Annotated in this window: 19 protein-coding genes and 1 tRNA gene; 6 read left to right on the forward strand and 14 right to left on the reverse strand. The window is 58.1% G+C overall.

Going from position 1 to position 19,557, the window contains the following annotated elements; translation table 11 throughout:
• The first annotated feature begins 311 nt into the window (after window positions 1-311).
• Window positions 312-1,310, forward strand: a complete 999-nt coding sequence (locus ACP15L_RS11215) for a LacI family DNA-binding transcriptional regulator (RefSeq protein ID WP_170378761.1) — start codon at window positions 312-314, stop codon at window positions 1,308-1,310.
• Here the strand turns inward: ACP15L_RS11215 and ACP15L_RS11220 are convergent, their stop codons facing one another.
• The gene (locus ACP15L_RS11220; RefSeq protein WP_425084220.1) at window positions 1,311-2,444 is read right to left on the reverse strand and encodes a Gfo/Idh/MocA family protein; all 1,134 of its coding nucleotides are present in this window, start codon (window positions 2,442-2,444) and stop codon (window positions 1,311-1,313) included.
• A 38-nt stretch (window positions 2,445-2,482) separates the two neighbouring features.
• Window positions 2,483-3,586, reverse strand: coding sequence for a Gfo/Idh/MocA family protein (locus ACP15L_RS11225; RefSeq protein WP_425084221.1), 1,104 nt, complete (start codon window positions 3,584-3,586; stop codon window positions 2,483-2,485).
• A gap of 113 nt (window positions 3,587-3,699) precedes the next feature.
• Here ACP15L_RS11225 and iolC point away from each other — a divergent pair, with 113 nt between their 5' ends.
• From iolC to ACP15L_RS11245, 4 genes are all read left to right on the forward strand, one after another.
• Complete coding sequence (gene iolC, locus ACP15L_RS11230; protein WP_425084222.1) at window positions 3,700-4,680, forward strand: 5-dehydro-2-deoxygluconokinase; 981 nt, start codon at window positions 3,700-3,702, stop codon at window positions 4,678-4,680.
• Between the two features lie 9 nt (window positions 4,681-4,689).
• Window positions 4,690-5,526 carry a 5-deoxy-glucuronate isomerase gene (locus ACP15L_RS11235; protein ID WP_425084223.1) on the forward strand — a complete coding sequence of 279 codons (837 nt, stop codon included), beginning with the start codon at window positions 4,690-4,692 and terminating at the stop codon, window positions 5,524-5,526.
• Window positions 5,523-6,362 (forward strand): class II fructose-bisphosphate aldolase, encoded by an 840-nt coding sequence (locus tag ACP15L_RS11240; protein WP_425084224.1) that lies wholly within the window; start codon window positions 5,523-5,525, stop codon window positions 6,360-6,362. The genes ACP15L_RS11235 and ACP15L_RS11240 overlap by 4 nt, the downstream gene beginning before the upstream one ends.
• Window positions 6,363-6,620: 258 nt before the next feature.
• Complete coding sequence (locus tag ACP15L_RS11245; protein ID WP_425084225.1) at window positions 6,621-7,187, forward strand: hypothetical protein; 567 nt, start codon at window positions 6,621-6,623, stop codon at window positions 7,185-7,187.
• A 195-nt stretch (window positions 7,188-7,382) separates the two neighbouring features.
• Here the strand turns inward: ACP15L_RS11245 and ACP15L_RS11250 are convergent, their stop codons facing one another.
• From ACP15L_RS11250 to iolG, 9 genes are all read right to left on the reverse strand, one after another.
• Window positions 7,383-8,141, reverse strand: a complete 759-nt coding sequence (locus ACP15L_RS11250; RefSeq protein ID WP_425084226.1) for an SDR family NAD(P)-dependent oxidoreductase — start codon at window positions 8,139-8,141, stop codon at window positions 7,383-7,385.
• Entirely contained in the window at window positions 8,138-8,944 is an 807-nt protein-coding gene (gene iolB / locus ACP15L_RS11255; RefSeq protein WP_425084227.1) for a 5-deoxy-glucuronate isomerase, read from the reverse strand. The genes ACP15L_RS11250 and iolB overlap by 4 nt, the downstream gene beginning before the upstream one ends.
• Window positions 8,945-8,991: 47 nt before the next feature.
• Window positions 8,992-10,173, reverse strand: coding sequence for a phytanoyl-CoA dioxygenase family protein (locus ACP15L_RS11260; RefSeq protein WP_425084228.1), 1,182 nt, complete (start codon window positions 10,171-10,173; stop codon window positions 8,992-8,994).
• A 48-nt stretch (window positions 10,174-10,221) separates the two neighbouring features.
• Window positions 10,222-11,121 carry a myo-inosose-2 dehydratase gene (gene iolE, locus ACP15L_RS11265; RefSeq protein WP_425084229.1) on the reverse strand — a complete coding sequence of 300 codons (900 nt, stop codon included), beginning with the start codon at window positions 11,119-11,121 and terminating at the stop codon, window positions 10,222-10,224.
• Window positions 11,118-12,950 (reverse strand): 3D-(3,5/4)-trihydroxycyclohexane-1,2-dione acylhydrolase (decyclizing), encoded by a 1,833-nt coding sequence (gene iolD / locus ACP15L_RS11270; RefSeq protein WP_425084230.1) that lies wholly within the window; start codon window positions 12,948-12,950, stop codon window positions 11,118-11,120. The genes iolE and iolD overlap by 4 nt, the downstream gene beginning before the upstream one ends.
• Before the next feature lie 89 nt (window positions 12,951-13,039).
• Window positions 13,040-13,858 carry an ATP-binding cassette domain-containing protein gene (locus ACP15L_RS11275; protein ID WP_170639990.1) on the reverse strand — a complete coding sequence of 273 codons (819 nt, stop codon included), beginning with the start codon at window positions 13,856-13,858 and terminating at the stop codon, window positions 13,040-13,042.
• Window position 13,859: 1 nt separating this feature from the next.
• Entirely contained in the window at window positions 13,860-14,984 is a 1,125-nt protein-coding gene (locus tag ACP15L_RS11280) for an ABC transporter permease (protein ID WP_425084231.1), read from the reverse strand.
• A gap of 84 nt (window positions 14,985-15,068) precedes the next feature.
• Window positions 15,069-16,010: a sugar ABC transporter substrate-binding protein gene (locus tag ACP15L_RS11285; protein ID WP_170378787.1), complete on the reverse strand. Its 942-nt coding sequence runs from the start codon at window positions 16,008-16,010 to the stop codon at window positions 15,069-15,071.
• A 122-nt stretch (window positions 16,011-16,132) separates the two neighbouring features.
• Window positions 16,133-17,146, reverse strand: a complete 1,014-nt coding sequence (gene iolG, locus ACP15L_RS11290) for an inositol 2-dehydrogenase (protein WP_425084232.1) — start codon at window positions 17,144-17,146, stop codon at window positions 16,133-16,135.
• A 256-nt stretch (window positions 17,147-17,402) separates the two neighbouring features.
• Here iolG and ACP15L_RS11295 point away from each other — a divergent pair, with 256 nt between their 5' ends.
• A complete protein-coding gene (locus ACP15L_RS11295) occupies window positions 17,403-18,467 on the forward strand; it encodes a Hint domain-containing protein (RefSeq protein WP_425084233.1) in 1,065 nt (354 codons plus the stop codon).
• A 179-nt stretch (window positions 18,468-18,646) separates the two neighbouring features.
• Here the strand turns inward: ACP15L_RS11295 and ACP15L_RS11300 are convergent.
• The 3 genes from ACP15L_RS11300 to ACP15L_RS11310 all read right to left on the reverse strand — a co-directional run bounded on the left by ACP15L_RS11300 (window position 18,647) and on the right by ACP15L_RS11310 (window position 19,533).
• Window positions 18,647-18,723, reverse strand: a tRNA-Arg gene (locus ACP15L_RS11300).
• 21 nt (window positions 18,724-18,744) lie between these two features.
• Window positions 18,745-19,221: a GNAT family N-acetyltransferase gene (locus ACP15L_RS11305; RefSeq protein ID WP_425084234.1), complete on the reverse strand. Its 477-nt coding sequence runs from the start codon at window positions 19,219-19,221 to the stop codon at window positions 18,745-18,747.
• Window positions 19,222-19,533, reverse strand: a complete 312-nt coding sequence (locus ACP15L_RS11310; protein ID WP_425084235.1) for an ETC complex I subunit — start codon at window positions 19,531-19,533, stop codon at window positions 19,222-19,224.
• Window positions 19,534-19,557: the final 24 nt, after the last annotated feature.

Genomic DNA, 19,557 nt, shown 5'->3' on the forward strand with positions numbered 1-19,557 from the left:
CGAGATTAAATGTGCAGCTCTTATCCAGAATGCGGGCGGGCTGGACGCATAGCCTGATCTTTGGTCATTAGAACTATTGTGTAGTCGGCTCCACAACTACAGCACCCTACACAGTAAATTCGATCGCATAGGTTCGTTGGGTTTCGTGTCTCTCATCACCCAGGATGCTTCTTTTAAAAAACGCTCCTCCTCGCACGATGTTGATGTGGCATTGTTGCAACCGGTTGCAGCAACGCGGACTTGGTGCATAATACTGACACCATGATATTGCCTAGCGCCCTCCCCGCCCAATTGCCTGCAAGGCACCTGCCATGAGCGTCACCCTCAAAGATGTTGCCGCGCTGGCGGGTGTGTCGCGATCAGCCGTTTCGCGCACTTTTACCGAAGGGGCTTCGGTTTCAGCCAAAACCCGCAGTAAGGTGGAAAAAGCCGCGAAAGAGCTGGGCTATAGCCCCAATGCGCTGGCCTCGTCGCTGACAACCGGGCGGACCAAGCTGATCGGGCTGATCTCGAACAACTTCCACAACCCGATCTTTTTGGAGGTGTTCGACCAGTTCACCCGCGCTCTGCAAGAACGAGGGCTGCGTCCTTTGATCGTGAACCTGACTGATGAGACCGAGCCTGCCAATTCCGTCCGGATGTTGCGGCAATACTCGGTCGATGCGGTCATTGTCGCCTCATCGACCTTGCCGCCGAGCTTTGCCAAGGCTTTCCACGATGCCGGGGTTCCGGTGGTGCATACATTTGGCCGCTCGGCCACCTCGCCCGAGGTGCATGTGGTCGGGATCGACAACGTGGAATGCGGGCGTATGGCTGCGCGAGAACTGGTGGCGCGTGAGTACACACGCGTCGGGTATCTTGGGGGGCCGAAGGATGCGACCTCGGCCATGGACCGGTATCGCGGGTTCATCGAGGAAACCGCGCAATATGCGAACCTCGAGGTATCCTATTCCTTCGCGCAGAACTACTCATTCGATGCTGGCAGGGCCGAGATGCTGCGGCTGTTGGGGGAAACCCCGGCCGAGGGGTATTTCTGCGGCGATGACATCCTGTCGATTGGCGCGCTGTCGGCCCTCAAGGATCATGGGCTGACGCCGGGGCGCGACATCGGCGTCATCGGCCTGAACGATATGGATATGGCCCGTTGGGAAAGTGTCGACCTGACCACCATTCACCAGCCGATCAAGCAGATCATCAACGCCTCGGTGGATCTGGTCGAGGAGATGCTGAAAGAGCCTCAGAGATACCCTGAGGCCCGTATTTTCCCCTGCCGTGTGATCGAGAGGGGCACGCTACGTCCCCGACCGTAACTACCGGAACATTGGCGGACGCGCGTCTTTCCACGCGCCTTCCTCTTTGCCTGACGCAACGGCGGCATGAACGGCGGCGATCGAACGCACACCGTCTGAAGCCCCGGGCAGACCGTCACGGGCCTCACCCCGGATCGCATCGGCCAGATCGCAGTAGATATTGGCCACAGCCAGCGGGAAGCCCTCAGGGTGGGCGATGGCCACGCGCGACAGTCGTTGCACTTCGTCATGCAGACCACCCTCGCCCTTTTCGATGATCTGGGTGCGCCCTCCGACTGGGGTGTAGATCAGCTGGTTGGGCTGCTCAGACGCCCAGCGCAAACCGCCGGTTTCACCAAACACTTGAATGTCGAACCCGTGTTGCCGCCCGATCGCCACGGACGACGTCCACAGGCGACCAACCGTGCCGCCTTCGGTGCGGAAATTGATCATCGCGTCATCTTCCAGCTCGCGGCTGGAAATGGTCGAGGCCATATCAGCAGACAGCGATTTCACCTGATCATCGCAGACAAAACTGGCCATATGCAGCGCATGAATGCCGCAGTCGGCGAATTGGCCCGAGACACCCGCCATCGCCGGATCATAGCGCCAGCGGACCCGAGGGTTATCGGCATCCGTCGCATCCCCATGATGACCGTGGCTGAAATTGGTCACCACTAACCTAATCTTGCCGATATCCCCTGCCCGCACCATGGCGCGGGCCTGCCGGATCATCGGATAGGCCGAGTAGCAGTAGTTCACTGCGCAGATCTTGCCCGAGGCCTCTGCCACGCGCACGATCTCTTCGCCTTCTTCGACCGTCATGGTCATGGGCTTTTCGCAAAGGACGTTGAAACCAGCCTCAAGAAACGCTTTGGCGATCTCGAAATGGGTGGAGTTCGGCGTGGCAATCGTGACTAGATCAATCCGGTCGGGACGGTCTTTTTCCCCTGCCAACATGTCCTGCCAGCTGCCATAGGCACGGTTGGCGTTGATACCCAATCGCTGAGCATATTCACGGCCTACCTCGGGCCGATGATCCAGAGCGCCTGCCGCAAACTCGAACATACCGTCCGCCTGCGCGCCCAACCGATGGGCAGGTCCGATCTGGCTGCCTTCGCCGCCACCAATCATGCCCCATTTCAGCTTTGCCATGGTCTTTGTCTCTCTTCAATTTTACGCAGCTAGAGCGATCAGAAATCGCTGATATCTTTCCACTGGCGCTGGTCCGACGAGGCCAGCGCAGCCGCCAGCACCCGGTTGACCTCATGCCCGTCGCGGAAGGTCGGCCAGATCGGATTGCCAGTGTGAATGGCTTTTAGGAAATCCTTGGCCTCGATGATGATCTGGTCCTGATAGCCGGTTCCGTGGCCGGGGCCCTGACAGAAGGGCTCATAATCCGGATGGGCGGGGCCGGTCAGGATTTTTGTGAACCCGCGCTGCCCTTCCGGCCCTTCTCGGCGATAGAGCCAGAGGGCGTTCTGATCTTCCTGATCGAACCGGATTGCGCCCTTGGTGCCCGAGATCTCATAGGCATAACCCATCTTGCGGCCTGTCGCGACGCGGCTGAAATAGAGGTTGCCCATCACACCGTTTTCAAAGCGGCACATCATCTGGGCATGGTCGTCATTCGTAACCTCCCCGCCCGGGCGCGTGCGATGAACGGTTTCGACATCGGCCATGACCTGCGCAATCGGGCCGATAAGCGCCAGCGCGCCGTTCACCATATGCGGGGCCAGATCTCCGATCGTGCCGTTGGCCATGCCGGTCGTGCGCCACGTGGCGGGGGCGTCGGGGTCGGCATAGAAATCCTCGGTATGCTCACCGCGAAACCAGGTGATGTCGCCGATCTCACCATCTGCAATCAGCTTGCGCGCGTATTGGCTGGCAGGGGTGCGGATATAGTTGAAACCCACCATGTTGACCACGCCGGCATCCTCGGCCGCGCGCGTCATGGCCAGACTGTCCTCCAGTGACGCACCCAAGGGTTTTTCGCACAGAACCGGCTTACCTATCGCAAAGGCCGCCTCAGCGATATGGCGGTGCGTTTCCTGAGGCGAGGCGATGACGATCGCGTCGACCTTCGGATCCTCGACCAAAGCGCGCCAATCGTCGGTCGCGCGCTGGAACCCATAGGCCGCACGGTATCGTTCGGCACTTTCAGTGGACGAGGCGCAAATCACCTCGAGCTGCGGACGCAGAGCAGTGTTGAACACAGCGCCCACGGCGGACATGGCAACAGAATGCGCCTTGCCCATATAGCCGCCACCAACAATTCCAATTCCGATTTCAGGCATCTGTCGCGGCTCCGAACATACTATTTGCAACCGGTTGCAAAATCAGTATCGTGTGAATCGATTCAACGCAAGGTCCAAACTTTGCCGACGACGTTACGCCGGAGGAACATCACGTGAGCGCTTTGGTCGAGGGCATCAAAGGAAATCGGTTTGCGGTTTTCGGTCGTGCCGGAATGGATATGTTTGCCGATCCAATCGGCGTCAAAAGCGAGGATGCCGACACGTTCCATGCCGATCTCGGCGGATCCTCGGCCAATATTTGCGCGGGTCTGGTCAAGCTCGGCAGTCGGGCATCATTGGTTACGTCGGTCTCGGACGATGCAGTTGGTCGATTCTGTCTGAACCGCCTGCGACACTACGGTGTCGACACCTCTTACATCCGCATTGTCGGCGGTGAATTCCGCATATCCCTGGCGATCTATGAAAGCCGGGTCGAGAATTTTCAGAACGTCATCTACCGCAATGGGGCAGTCGATTTCCAAGTCACCGAAGAGGACATGGACCGGATCGATTTTTCGGCATTCTCAGCCGTGATATCCGCCGGAACTGTCTTTGCCGCGGAACCGTCACGCAGCGCCACGTTTCGGGCTTTTGACAATGCCCGCGCCGCAGGGTTGCCAATAATTTTCGATATCGATTATCGCCCTTATAGCTGGCCATCGCCCGAAGTGGCGGCCGATGTCCTGTCCCGGGCCGGAGAGGCCAGCGACCTGATTGTCGGCAATGACGAGGAATTCGGCTTCATGGCCGGCGGTATCGAAAAAGGGTTCGCAAAGGCCAAAGAACTGGCCGAAAAGCCAGGCCGCATCGTTATATACAAGATGGGTGAAAAAGGTGCCGTCACGATGATGGACGGCCATGAGATTCACACGGGCATCTACCCGGTTACCGCAGTCAAACCTAACGGAGCAGGGGACAGCTTTATGGCAGGTTTGCTGGCCTCTGTCGCTGCTGGCTATTCGCTAGAAGAAGCCGTCATGCGCGGCTCGGCCTGTGCATCCATTGTGGTTTCGAAACCCGGATGCGCCCCCGCCATGCCCACAACGCCCGAGCTGGATGCGTTTTTGGCCGACCACCCCGGCCCGACCAAATAGGAGGCCCACATGCATATCGAGCCCTATGATAACCAGAACAAAGCCATCGTCGATGTCGACGACCCGCTGGTTCCGCTGAACTATTTCAACATCGTCAAACTCAAGCGCGGCGAGGCGTTCGAATACCAGGTACCGGGCTATGAGACCTGCATCGTCCCCGCCACCGGCTTCGTGGATGTTGACGTCGAAGGCGTGCAATTCGCCAAACTGGGCAACCGGGGCGAGGACGTGTGGGATGGTGAGCCAGAGGGGGTTTATGTCCCGGTTGGCGCCAAAACGCAGCTGGTCTGCGTGTCGGATGAGGCCGAGGTTTTCATCGCCGGGGCCAAGTATGACAAGGTTCTGGACCCGTTCGATGTACGCGAGCATGACCTCGTGCAGTACGGCAGCGACGACACCAAAACGCATCGCAAGATCAAACATATCCTGGGGCAAAAACAACAGGATAAGGTCGGCCGCCTATTGGTGAGTGAGCTGTTCACCGTCGGCCAAGGCGGCTGGTCAGGCTTTCCCAGCCACAAACACGACACCAACCGCCTGCCGGACGAGACGCGCCACGACGAGACTTATAACTTCCGCTTCAAACCCAACTGGGGCTCGGGCCTGCAGATGTTGCAGCGCGAAGACAATGAACCGGGTGATGCCTATCACATCGTCGATGGCTCGACCGTTTGTATCGACAAGGGCTATCATCCCTGCTGCGTGCTGCCAGGTTATGAGATGTATTATTTCACCATCCTCGGCGGGCTGACGCAGCGATCGTTGGTGCAGTATTTCCAACCCACCCATGCCTATCAGGTCGAGACGATTCCGGGCATTAAAGACATGATCGCGAAGTTTAAATGACCCTCGTCACCCTGAAAGACGTCCTGCAACCTGCCTATGAACAGGGCTATGCCGTCGGCGGTTTGGTAACCCTGGGCTGGGAGGACATGCGCGCCTATGTGGCCGCCGCCGAGGCCGAAAACGCACCGATCATCCTGCAAGCCGGTCCCAGCTGTCGCGAACACACGCCCCTGCCCATCCTCGGTAAAATGTTCCGCCATCTGGCCGAGGGGGCCTCGGTCCCCGTGGTGGCGCATTTGGACCATGGTTACACGTATGAGGACTGCAAGATCGCGTTGGACAGCGGATTTACGTCGCTGATGTTCGACGGGTCGCGCAAGCCGCTGCAGCAGAATATCGACGAGACCGCCGCCATAGCCGAAATGGCCCATGCGGCTGGGATTTCCTGTGAAGGTGAGATCGGTTTTGTCGGCTATTCCGGCGGAGAAGGCTCGAACGGAACTGACCCGGAGGAAGCCGCGCAATTTGCTCGAAAAACAGGCGTGGATGCGATGGCGATCTCGGTCGGGAATGTCCACCTGCAGCAGAACAAAGAAGGCGGTCTTGACGAAGACCGGATCGCTCGGATCGACGCGCTGACCGAGGTGCCGCTGGTGATCCACGGAGGCTCGGGCGTGCCGGTCGAGCAGCGCACGCGCTTGGCCAAAGGCACCTCGATCTGCAAATTCAACATCGGGACCGAACTGCGCATGGCCTTTGGCAACGCTCTTCGCGACGCCGTTAACGCCGACCCTGAGCGGTTCGACCGCGTGACCATCCTGAAAGAGACCCACGACCCGGTCGAAGCTGCTGCCCGTACCGTGATCCGCGCCTTTGGCGCGCCGCCGCAGGTATAGCTCGATCTAGATGTGAATGGCTACGTAGCTTAACCCTGCGCCTAGATAGATTGCCTTTCTCAGGCAGCGTTTGTGTATCTAGTAGTAAAGCGGCCCTTCGGCCAGCATGCGGTAAAAGAAGAAAAAGAGCCCTCAATACCGAATACTGCATATCGACTAAATGTCCGCTATGTGTTCTGGAGGTGCAATCGAGTGGGCCAACTTGGGCTCGAAGGCAACTCTGGAATTGCAGGGTACGTGGAGAAGCGGGATAGCGTTATGGCTCAGCAAAGTAAACGCATCGTACCTCAACCCAAGAAACTCGTATGTACCCCCCAGAACCACCGAACAACTGGAGGTCTGGAGTTCTGGTATGAGCACGAAAGCAAACGGATCGCTACGTCAAACCCTAGTGTATCGTTGAATTTTGTCAGAACCGGCGGAATGGAAGCGGTATTGTATTTGTTTTTAAAATTGGACGGTCTGAGTATTCAGATCGGTCAAAAGGGAGGCAGACCGTTCCCTCCCAGCGTTTATCAGGGGCCTAAGCGAGAAACGACCTGGGAAATAGGCTCTCTTGGTATGCCACTCTATTTCGATACATTGGCACAAACGCATACGTCACGCCACGTCCACAACCCATCCCACCGCTTTGAGCCTGTTGCTCTTGACGAGCATTTTATCTCAATCGAGCAGCAAGAGGACGCGATAGCTTTTCTGAAAGAAGCTCTCGCAAAATACTCTGGGGAATGGATCGGTGCATGCCGAGGAGAGGAACAACACGCAAAGGTATACTTACGCCCAGAGTTGGAAGAACAGCTAGCGGCTGGGCAGTTCTTGAAATGAAATACTCGCCGGCCAAGCTGTCATTGGCGTAACTGTAGCGAAAGCTCAATTTGTCCCGCAACTCGTCCCTCGATGGAATCGTTTTGGATGGCAGGTTTCGAAACCATCTGTCTAAAACTATAAGCCGGTGCTTCATTGAGATATCCGGCGACTGGAAAACAATTGCTTGGCCCATGCCGGACGATCAAACTAAGCCTAGATCGAGCCACCCTCGACCATGAAATTCCCGGCGCTGCACATGGCGGCGTCGTCCGAGGCCAGAAATACTACCATCCGCGCCACGTAGACCGGGTCGATCGGGTCTGGTAGGCATTGGCGGTCAACCTGCTTCGCAAGCGCCTCGGGAGTGACCCACAGGTCTTTCTGGCGTTGGGTCATGATCCAACCGGGGACAACAGTGTTCACGCGGATCCGGTGATCCCCCAGCTCGCGCGCCATGGTTCGGGTGAGACCATGAACCGCAGATTTGGCGGTGGCATAGGCGGGGAAACCTGCGCCGGCCTCCCACCAGGAATTCGACCCCAGATTGACTATGGAGCCTGCGCCCCGTTCGATCATTGCGGGGGCAACCGCCTGAATGGCAAAGAACATATGGCGGATATTGGTCGCCATGCGTTCATCCCAATAGTCCGCAGTAACCTCGCGCCAGTCATGTCGGTCATCTTGTGCCGCGTTGTTGACCAGAACATGCGCTGCGCCCAGTTCCTCGGTCAGTTGCTCCAGCGCATCGCGCAGCGCATCGATATCGCGCAGATCGCATTGGGCGAAGGCATGCTCGCCTTCCAACTCTGCCAGCAACTCATGGCCGGCATCCGCGTTGAGGTCCAGAAACCCCACCTTGGCCCCCTGCGCAGCAAAGGCCCGAACCGTTTCGGCCCCGATCCCTCCAGCACCACCGGTGATGAAAACGGTCCTGCCGTTCAGGCTGGGATAGGTGGCAAATTCTGGGGTCATCCGTCACGCTCCATGATCCACTCGACCTCGGGGGCCGCGACAAAGCGCCATTTCCGCAAAGGTCCTGCCATGACGTTCAGATAGTACATCTCAAACCCATAGGGTGCTCCGCAAGGGTGGTGTCCGCGCGGAACGGTCACAACGTCGCCGTCCGAGACCGCCATCGTTTCATCCAGCTGGCCATCATCGGTATAGACGCGCTGAATTCCGAACCCGTTGGCCGGGTTGAGGCGGTGGTAATAGGTTTCCTCGAGATAGGTAATGCGCGGGAAGTCATCCTCATCATGGCGGTGACTGGGGTATGAGGACCAATGGCCGTTTGGGGTGAACACCTCGGTAACCAACAGGCTGTCGGCGTAGTCTTCATTCTCCATCGCGATATTGTTGATATGGCGTGTGTTCACGCCCTTGCCACGCTGGGTCAGAGTAATGCCATCCGGTCCAATCCGCCGGGCATGATGCCCGCCCTTTCCGGGGGCCGAGCAGACGGCGATGACGCAATCAGTTTCGGCCACGGCCTCCCATTCGATGCCGTTGGGCAGGTAGAGGCAATGAGGCGGTGATTTCTCAAACACATTCATCCGGTCGCCCAGAACGCCCCAATCCTTCCCGGCGCCAGTGATCTGTGCCTTGCCCTCGACCATGACCAGAATGACCTCACGATCCCCAGTGACTTCGGCCGCCTTGTCGCCCGCGCGCAGGTGGTAGAGGCCGAACCCGACATAACGCCACCCGGCGCTGGTCGGAGTGATATCGTGGACCTTGCCACGGGTGCCGAATGGTTTCTTGAGCAAATCTGCCATGTTGGTCTCCGGTATTGGGCGGTCCTTCAGACCGCCCGGTTCTTATTTCAGGCGGATTGCCGTGTGGTCAGCGCCGAAAGCGCATTCGATAGCTGCGCCTCAGACCACCCCTCAGCCACAGCGCTGCGCAGGATGTCTGCCTGACTGTCCGGCGCATTCCCTCCGACCGGAGGGTCCGTGTCGAGATTGGTTGGGAAAGGATAGCCTTCGGAAGTTGCGGCGATCGCGGCCTCTAGCTGCGTAGCAGTCAGATCGCCCCGTTGTTTCAAGGCGATGAGTGACGGAAACACCGCCTCGGACATCGCGCGGCGATCCACGGCCTCCATCGCCCGACCAAAGGCCGAGGACACCTGAAGCAGGTTTGCCATGCGATGAATGTCCGCGCTGCAGTTTTCGCCCGCCGCATGGAACAGCGCGGGGTTGAAGAACACGGCGTCCCCCTTTTGCAACGGCAGCTGCACATAGTTTTCTTCGAAATGCGCGCGGTGATCCGTGTCGTGGAAGGCAAGATATCCGGGCGCATAAAGCTGCGAGAACGGCAGCAGCTTGGTTGGGCCGGACTCCACCGGCATATCGCAATGCGCCACAGCGCCCTGCAACGTCAGAGCTGCCGTTAGAAAATGCGCATGCAAGGGATAGCGCGCTGCGCTGTCTGCCGTCTGAAACCCAAGATGATAGTCACGATGCGCTTGCTGTGCCTGCCCGCCGGGACGCACCTGGTTGATTTGCGCCGTGACCTGATAGTTCGGGCCAAGCCAAGCCTCACACGCGGCGGCAATCGAGGGGTTTCCGAAATAGAGAGCGAAGCCCTCGGGATCGCGCAGGCACTGTTTCTGCAACGCGTTCCAGATCCGGTCATTGGCCCCAGAGGCCGCAAAGTGGTCGCCCTCACCCCCACCGCCCTGACGTTCGTCGTTGATGATCTGGCGGAATACATCTGTGGCCCGGTCAATCACACTTGTATCCGGATACGCCCGTTTCAGGGCGATGACGCCTGCGGATTTGGCAAGTACCCAAGCCCATTCGGCCAGCAAGGCCTGCCGATTGTCTGCTTGCTCTAGTAGCGGACGCAAAGCCTGCATGTCATAGACGGGCACATTGTTTTCCACAGACGCAGCAAACGGCACCGCGTCCGCCGAAAGGGCCTGTGAGGTCAACACCTTGAATTCATCCAGATCACAGGATTCCCGGTCAAAATAGCCGACATATCCGAGTTCTTGATTTACCATGACTTTCTCCTTTCTCATGGCTTCGGTGTTGCCCCTTGGGGCGGTGTGTTACGCGGTGATCTCCAATCCTGCCTTGCCGCAGACGTCAACGATGTGGTCGTAGCCTTTCTTTGAGTACTCATAGGGCGGCGCTTTGGCCGGGTCCTGTTCTGCCTCAACGACGATCCAACCGTCATAATCCATCGCTTTCAGCGCATTTGCGACCGCTTGGAAATCAATGCAGCCGTCACTGGGCACCGTGAACGCGCCTGCAATCACGGCGTCCAGGAAACTGCGGTTGTTTTCCCGCACATCCTGCACGACGGCCGGACGGATATCCTTGAAATGCACGTGATGCACGCGGTCGCCCCAACGGTTCAGGGTCGCCATCACGTCACCTCCGCCAAACAGCAGGTGGCCGGTGTCAAAGCACAGTTTCACCTCGGGGCCTGAACCCTCCATCAGCCAATTCACGTCATCTTCGCTTTCAATGATCGTGCCCATGTGGTGGTGATAGGCCATTGTCATGCCCTGATCACCCATCCATTTTGCCAGTTCGGTCAGCTTGGCCGCGTAGGAGAGCACCTCATCTTTCGACAGTATCGGGCGGTCATTGACCGGCGTCCCGATCTGGCCCTGAACGGTGTTGGAGCATTCGGCGTAAACGATACACGGGCTGTTCAGGGCCGCGAATTGCGCGACCTGTTCCCGTACCGCGTCTTGTTCCGTCGCAAAGTCATTGACCAGCGAGGCACCGGAACACCAGCCGCCACAGAGCGCGATATCGTTGCCCTCAAGGTAGGCGCGCAGCCCCTCGGTATCGCTGGGCATACGCTGGCCCCGTTCGACGCCGGTGTAACCAATCTGACGCGACTCCTGCAGCGCTTGTTCCATTGTGTATGCAGCGGTCAGGTCCGGCAGATCGTCATTCTGCCACGCGATCGGAGAGATCCCGATTTTCACGCTCATTTCGTGTTTCTTTCCTTGATGGCAACCTCATAGGCCGCGCGTTTTTCGTTCACTTCGGGGCGGGTGCTGACCTCGGGCACCGCAACCTCCCACCATGTGCCGCCATATTCGGTCGAGGGGTAAGGATCGGTGTCGATGACAACCACGTAAGGCCCTGTTATGTCACCGCGTTTGGCCAGCGCGTCCTCAAGCTCGGCAATCGAGCTGACCTTGACCGAGGTCGCCCCCATCGCCGCCGCATGTGCCGCGAAATCAATGTTCGAGGCGGTTTCGTGGACAGTATGATCGAGCAGGTTGTTAAACTCGGCCCCGCCAGTGCCCATTTGCAGTCGGTTGATGCAACCAAAGCCTCGGTTGTCGGTGATCACAACGGTGAAGGACACGCCCATCATCGCTGCCGTCGCCATTTCCGAGTTCGCCATCATGTAGGTGCCATCGCCGGTAAAGCAGATCACGTCGCGATCCGGTTGGGCCATCTTGATGCCCATGGCGCCTGCGATCTCATAGCCCATGCAGCTGAACCCGTATTCCATGTGATAGGCCCCGGGTCGCGGCGCTTTCCACAGCTTGTGCAGCTCACCCGGCATTGTGCCAGCGGCGCACATCACCACCGTGTCGTCATGCGAGGCGCGCTGAACTGCACCCACCACCTGCATATCAGTGGGCAGAGCGTTCCCGTCACCCGGCGCGTCGGTCAGCGCGTCAACCTTGCCAAACCAGTCCGCTTTGAGTGTGTCGGCCACAGGATCAGCATTGTAGCCCTGCAGCGCGGCGCCCAGCTCCTGCAAGCCAACGCGCGCGTCGGATTGCAACGGCATCGCGCCGTGTTTCTCAGCATCATAGGCGGCTGTGTTTAGGCAGATCATCTCGCGCGCGGGGTTTGAAAACAGGCCCCACGAGCCGGTCGTGAAATCCTGCAGGCGCGTTCCAACGGCCAGCACCAGATCGGCCTCGGCGCAGATGTCATTGGCGGGCTCGCCGCCCGTCACACCAATCGGACCCAGGTTCAGGGGATGATCCCAGGCCAAAGCGGATTTTCCGGCCTGCGTTTCTGTGATTGGGATATTGTGTGTCTCAGCAAAGCTCTGCAGCGCATCCGTTGCGTCCGAATAGTGTACCCCACCGCCCGCAACGATAACCGGATGTTTGGCCGCTGAAATCGCGGCCACAGCGCGCGCCAGCTCGCCTTCGTCCGGGCGAATACGGCGTTGGAACCACACGCGCGGTTCAAAGAAGCTTTCTGGGTAATCATAGGCCTCGGCCTGCACGTCCTGACAGAAGGCCAAAGTGACCGGCCCGCAATCCGCCGGGTCGGTCATCGTGCGAAATGCACGCGGCAGAGCTGTAAGCAGATGCTCGGGGCGCGAGATACGGTCATAGTAGCGGCTGACCGGGCGGAAACAGTCATTGGCGCTGATTGTACCATCGCCAAAACTCTCGATCTGTTGCAACACCGGGTCCGGCCCGCGAGAGGCGAAGACGTCGCCCGGTAGCAGAAGAACCGGGAGGCGGTTCACATGGGCCAGCGCAGCAGCGGTGACCATATTGGTCGCGCCCGGCCCGATGGACGAGGTCACCGCCATCGCCCGCGTGCGCCGCATCTGCTTGGCATAGGCAATCGCGCAATGCGCCATCGTCTGTTCATTGTGGCCACGATAGGTGGGCAGCGTGTCTTTGACACCATGCAGCGCCTCACCCAGCCCGGCCACATTGCCATGGCCGAAAATGGCCCAGACACCGGCGATAAAAGGCTCTCCAGCCTCATTCATCTGCGCGCCCAGATAGCGCACCAAAGCTTGCGCTGCGGTCAGTCGGACGGTTTTGCCCATTGTGATCCCTTTCAACACAAGGCCAATTTGGCCAATTCTGCGATTTCGTTGGATGTCGGACCGAATGGTCCAATTTTGGGGGAACGGTGTTAAACCGTTCCGCCCAGTGACCCTTCCAATTGGGCCAATTCCTGCCCTCCTGCCATCAGGTCCTGTAGTTCTTCAGGTGTGATCTCACCGCGTTTTGCGGTGCCCAGCGTTTTGCCCCGGTTCAGCACGGTAAAGCGGTCGCCGACGGCCAGCGCGTGGCGCACGTTGTGGCTGATGAAAACCACTCCGACGCCTTGGCTGCGCACCTTGTCGATGGTCGCCAGCACGTTCGAAGTTTGCCGCACACCAAGGGCCGAGGTTGGCTCGTCCAAAATCAGGATCTTGGCACCGAAATGAACCGCGCGCGCAATCGCAACCGTCTGACGTTCCCCTCCCGACAGGGTGCCCACAGCCTGATCCGGGCCACGCAGGTTGATGCCCATCTTGCGCATCTCCTCCATAGTGATCTCGTCAGCCAGCTTCTTGTCGAAGAAACTGATTCCGGCCACTTTGCGCGTAGGTTCGTTGCCCATGAAGAAATTGCGGCTGACACTCATCAGCGGGATCATGGCCAAATGCTGATGCACTGTTGCGATCCCCGCTGAAATAGCATCGCGCGGGTCTTCAAAATGCATCGGTTTGTCTTCGAAGAAAATCTCGCCCGAAGTTGGTTTGTGAACGCCCGACATCGTCTTAATGAAGGTCGACTTGCCGGCGCCATTGTCGCCGAGAAGACAGTGGCATTCCCCGGGTTTAAGGTCAAAGCTGACACCTGCCAACGCAATGACTGAACCGAAGTGTTTCTGGATGTCGACCATACGAATGATCGGCTTGCTATCCTGCGCGTCCCCATGGTGGAACTTGGTATCGTCAGTCATCTCAGTGTTCTCCTGTGATGATGCGGCGGATATAGGTGTTGAGGATTACGGCACCCAACAGGATGATCCCCAAGAAGACCCTAAACAATGAGCTTTCGACGCCGGCAAAGAACAGCCCCTGCTGTACCACGCCAAAAATCAACGCGCCCAAAGCAGCCCCCAGAACCGAGCCATATCCGCCGGTCAGCAGCGCGCCGCCAATTACAACCGCAATAATCGCTTCAAACTCCTTAAGCAAACCGCGGTCCGCACCAGCCGAGCCGAACTCCATAACCTGACAGGTGGCGAAAACCGTGGCGCAGAAGGCGGTGAACATGAACATCAGTATTTTGACTTTGTTCACTGGCACGCCTGAATTTCGCGCTGCCTCGGCGTCGCCACCTGCTGCGAAAATCCAATTCCCAAACTTGGTTTTGGTAAGCAGCACGTGGCCAAAAATAATGATACCAATGGCCCAGACAATCAGCATTGGAATACCGTCAACAATAGGCTGACCCGCGCGCGTTCCACGCTCGAACGTTTCGATCAAGCCGTTTTCGCCAAGCCAAGTGAAGAACCCTTGTCCGACTTTGCCACCGAAAATCGATGCCAGCCAGTCACCTTCCGCGACGTCTTTGATGCCGCCGATGATCGTCTTCCGCTCAATGGTTTGCGGCAGATAAATAGTGAAGCCGCGTAGGATAAACAGGAAGGCCAAAGTCACGATAAAGCTGGGCAGGCCAGTTCGCACCACGATAAAACCGTTCAAGGCCCCAATCGACACACAGAGCGCAAACGTCACAATGATAGCCATCCACACGGGCCAACTGAGTGTGACTGAGAAGATCGCGATCATCATCCCGGCAAAGCCGATCATCGAACCGACCGATAAGTCAAATTCGCCTGCGATCATGAGCAGGCACGCCCCTACGGCAATGATCATGAACTGCGCCGAAACGATCGACCAATTCAGCACACCTTGACTTGTGAACATGCCACTATCGAAGGCAAACAACAGAAAAAACGTAAATACGGCGACGGTGCCGACAATTCCACCCAGCTCTGGGCGGATCAGAGCACGGCGCAGCGGCGAGATCTCTTTGATCCGTTCATCTTCAACTGCCGTGGATTGAGCTGACTCAGACATTGTGGTCCTCCCCTCGCGGGTGATCCAGAAAAAATGGAAGTAGGTCTGAGCGGGCGCCTTAGCACGCCCGCTCAGCTAGGAAGATTAGCGGTATTCACCCGCGAATTCTTCGATTTTCTCCAGACCGTCAGCAGTCACGAAACCGGGGCCAGAGTTGATGTTGTTGCCTGGCAGAACGCCGTAACGGTGGTAGTTGGTCAGAACAACAACCGGCAGGTAGGCCTGCAGGAACGGCTGCTGGTCGATTCCCCACTGAATGGTACCGTCCTTGATGGCTTTGACAATCTCGCCACCCAGATCAAACGTGCCGAAATAAATATCACCGGCCATGCCGTTCTCTTGCAGCGCCAAGATGGTTGGGTCGGCAGAGGTCGGGCCAAGCGTCAAAACAGCGTCCGTCTCCGGGTTAGCCGACAGGTAGGCCAGAACGCGGTTCTTGATCTCAGCCGGATCCTGTCCCGCGTCGATCATCTGCTCACCAAGTTCGATACCCAGTCCGTCCGCGAAGCCCTGGCAACGCTCTTGGCTGGATGGCTGGACGATATAGTGGTTGACACAAAGGAAAGAGCCGATGCCGTCACCTTTCGCCCGAAGACCAGCCGCGTAGCCGGCGTCGTATTCGGGCTGCCCGACATACATCAGGGCGCCAACTTCGCGCGCCTTATCGGGCGTCCCAGTGTTCATAATGATCACGTCGATCCCGGAATCTACAGCAGCTTTGATTGGGCCTTCGAGAATATCCGGGTCAGCCAACGTGGTGATGATACCATTGGGACCAGAGGCCGCAGCCTGATCGATGATGCGCGCCATATCCGCAAGGTCACCAGTAGGCGGGTTGCGATATTCCACCTCGACACCCATCTGCTCACCGGCCAAAGCGATACCGTTCTTGATCGTGTTCCACCAACTGTCACTGTCAGGGGCATGGCTGACCAGGATGTACTTTTCGCCTTCAGCTGCGGCACCGCTTGCGGCCGCCACCGCGACAGCACTGGCCATCAGTACTCTTTTCACAAACTTGTTCATTTGGTTTCCTCCCATAAAACCGTCTGTTTTCGTCCTAGGCTATCAGCCCCATTTATTCGGTTGGGCCGAATCTGTATTGCCCGGGTCTGTATCCGAGCTGTTTTCAGTTTGAAGAAATTCAATCATTTTGCAACCGGTTTCAAAACTTCAGCCAGATGAACCGGCCTACCGGACTGCGCCGACAGGGTTGCCGCTTCGGCCATTGCGAGGGCTGCAACGCCATCTTCCAGCGAGACCGGAACCTGCGCGCCCGAGGCCGCTGCCTCCACAAAAGCGGCCCACTCGGCCTGATAGGCCGGCATGTAGCGTTCCAGAAAGAAATAGGTGGGTTTGGCCCCGACGACGCCGGTGGAGGTCGATTTGACAACCGTGTTCTCCAGCATGTTCTGCGCCTGAAGAAGACCTTCGGAACCCAGCAGCTCGACCCGCTGATCATAGCCATAGGCCGCCCGGCGTGAATTCTTGATGACCGCGATACGACCGTCCGCGTAAGTCATTGTAACAACGGCGGTATCCACGTCTCCGGCCGCGCCGATTTCTGGGTCTACGATCGACGAGCCGACAGCGGAAATCGTCGTTGGGACCCCTCCCATCAAGAAATTCGCCATGTCGAAATCGTGGATCATCATGTCCCGGAACAGGCCACCCGAAACCTTGACATAGCTCACGGGCGGCGGGGCCGGGTCAAACGAGGTGATGGACAACAGTTCAGCCTTGCCGATCTCGCCCGCATCCACAGCCGCTTTCAATGCCGAAAAGCTGGGATCAAACCGACGGTTGAAGCCGATCATCACGGGCTGACCATGAGCCGCGACCGACTGCTGGCAGGAAATGGCCCGCTGAAGGTCCAGATCCACGGGTTTTTCACACAAAACTGCTTTGCCTGCCGCTGTTGCGGCTTCGATCAGGTCTGAATGCGTGTCTGTCGGCGTCGCGATCAGCACAGCGTCAATTTCTGGGTCCGCTATGATCTGGTCCGAGGTTCGAACCTCGGCACCGTGGTCATTGGCCAGATCCTCTGCCGCCTGAGCCATGGCATCCGAGACAGCACATAACACACTGCCCGGATGGGCCGATATCGCCCGCGCATGCACCCGCCCGATCCGTCCGGCGCCCAGCAATCCAACCTTCAACATCCAAACCCTCGAATCCTGTTTTCTGGCGCAACAATGGATTTTTTTGCAACCGGTTGCAATAGTTTTATCACTGGTCCTCCGATCAAGGTCTGCCGGCTATGTAGTCGGCACCTCAACCACAATTGAATGCGCGAAGCCTCAAATAACCTGACGCTCAAGATGACGTGAATTGGTCGAGGCCAAGAACCACCCTAGGGTGCGTCGCGAATTGTCTGTTCGGGCAACTCGAAGCAATAGTAAACATGATGGGTGTGTGATGGTTCTACGCAGTTTCTTTTCGATCGACAGCGAAAACATGATGGTTACGTCCAGCCCCAGCGCTGGGATCGTAGGCACACCGATCCGCAACAACTCGGACACGCCGGACAGTACTATTTTCCAATATACTGCGGGCGGCGGAACCACGATCACCGTGGATGACACCTCGGGCAATCCAGATGTGTTCGAAGATGATCAGGCCTTTGGTCATACCGTCACCGATGGCGGTGGTATCGTGGCCAATGGTACCCCTGTGGAATCCGAGTCCTTCATCGATATTCGGCAGCTTGACGAAAACGATGTAGCAACCGGCCCTGTCATCCGGCTGTATGTCTTTTCGCAAAACGGTGTGACGTCGGATGTCTGGGGTTTTGCGGCCTCGGAGCGACTGATAGATGGGGCCTCCTACGTCAAGGTTGCGGGATCGAATACGGGGTCTTCGCTGTATTCGGACTATGTGGCTTGCTTTGCTGAGGGCACATTGATCGAAACAGCCGACGGCCAAGTTCCCGTGCAGCAGATCCACGTGGGTCAAAAGGTCTGGACACGAGACAACGGCCTGCAGCCCGTTCTGTGGGTCGGGAGCACATCCGTTCCGGCAACCGGGCGCGTTGCCCCTGTGGCCTTCGCCCCCAATACGATGGGGAACCCGCGCGAACTTGTCGTCTCGCAGCAGCACAGGATGATGATCGACACAAGTGTAGCCGAGCTTCTGTTTGGCGCGCCCCGCGCATTGGTGGCAGCCAAGTTCCTATGCGGCATGGAAGGTGTATCGATTCGCGAAGGCGGGCATGTCAGCTATTGGCATATCATGTTCGATCAGCATCAGATCGTCAGATCTGAGGGCGTCCTCAGCGAGAGTATTTTCGTATCCCCGACCTCGATCGGAGCGCTGGATCGCCCGCAGCGTGCTGAAATACTGTCACTTTTCCCCGAGCTGCGCAAAGATCCCAACGCCTTTGGGCCGACGGCTGCACCCATTCTGAAGCCACATGAAGCGGCTGTTCTCAGGTCGCATCTCTCTCGTTCAATCACTGCAGAATCCCGCTTGGCGGCGCAGTAACTACGGGAATCCCCCAATTTCGCACGCGCGGCACCTTTGTTAACTATTGGGAACTGATTTACCTACCACTCAGTAACCCTCTTAAGAAGGGCTGGCACGACCCCCTCAGCCAGCCCTTCTGACCCTTCCCCTCCAAAGCGAAGAACGGATCGGACAAACCGCGCGTTTTTTAAGTGGAATGGCGATCCCTGAAGGACTCGAACCCTCAACCTGCTGATTAGAAGTCAGCTGCTCTATCCAGTTGAGCTAAGGGACCGCTGCGCCCTTCTTGCTGGTTTTAAGGGCGGGGTTCAAGAGCCAAGCGCATGAAGGCGCTGTTTGGATCATCTTCATACCCATAGATCGGGCCGCAATAGGAATAACCCAGCGCCTCATAGAGCTTACGCGCAGCCGCATAGTCTGGCAGGTGCGCCGCACCCGTTTCAAGCACAAGCGCCTCTGTGCCTTCCTTGGCTGCCAGATCAGCAAGATGCGCCATCATCACCCGCGCCAGACCGCGTCCGCGGGCGGCTTCGACAACGTGCACCGATTTCACTTCGGCCGTACCATCGGGTAGCGTCTTCAACGCGCCGCAGCCCAAGGCGCGACCCTCTTCGAAAAGACCCCAGAAGCGGATGCCGTCACCCGACAAGGCCTCGGGCCCCATGGTATGATTGCTTTCCGCCGGACCCGCTTGTTCGCTATGGGCAAAATGCGCCTCAATCACAGGGCGCAAGGCATCCGACATGGGGTCGGCCGGTCGAATTTCGATCATTTAGTGCGTCCAGGGGCTGCGACGGTCCGTTGCGAAATTCTCGCCATACCCGCGCGGACGCAGGTTGGGCTTGCGCTTGTGCGGCTCGCTGACCTGCACGTCAATACCATTGTCCTTGGCGTAATCCAGCGCCTCTTCCTTGGTAGCGAATTTCAGGCGCACCTGGGTCTGGGTGTCATCGGATGAGGTCCAGCCCATCAGCGGATCAACTTCACGCGAGGACGCAGGCGCATATTCCAAAACCCACTTGCGGGTTTTGGCCATGCCCGAGGTCATCGCATTCCGCGAAGGCTGATATATCCGTGCGCGCATCTCGCCTCTCCGTGCTCACTTGGC

This window comes from Ruegeria profundi (assembly GCF_049800715.1).
Taxonomy (GTDB): domain Bacteria; phylum Pseudomonadota; class Alphaproteobacteria; order Rhodobacterales; family Rhodobacteraceae; genus Ruegeria; species Ruegeria profundi_A.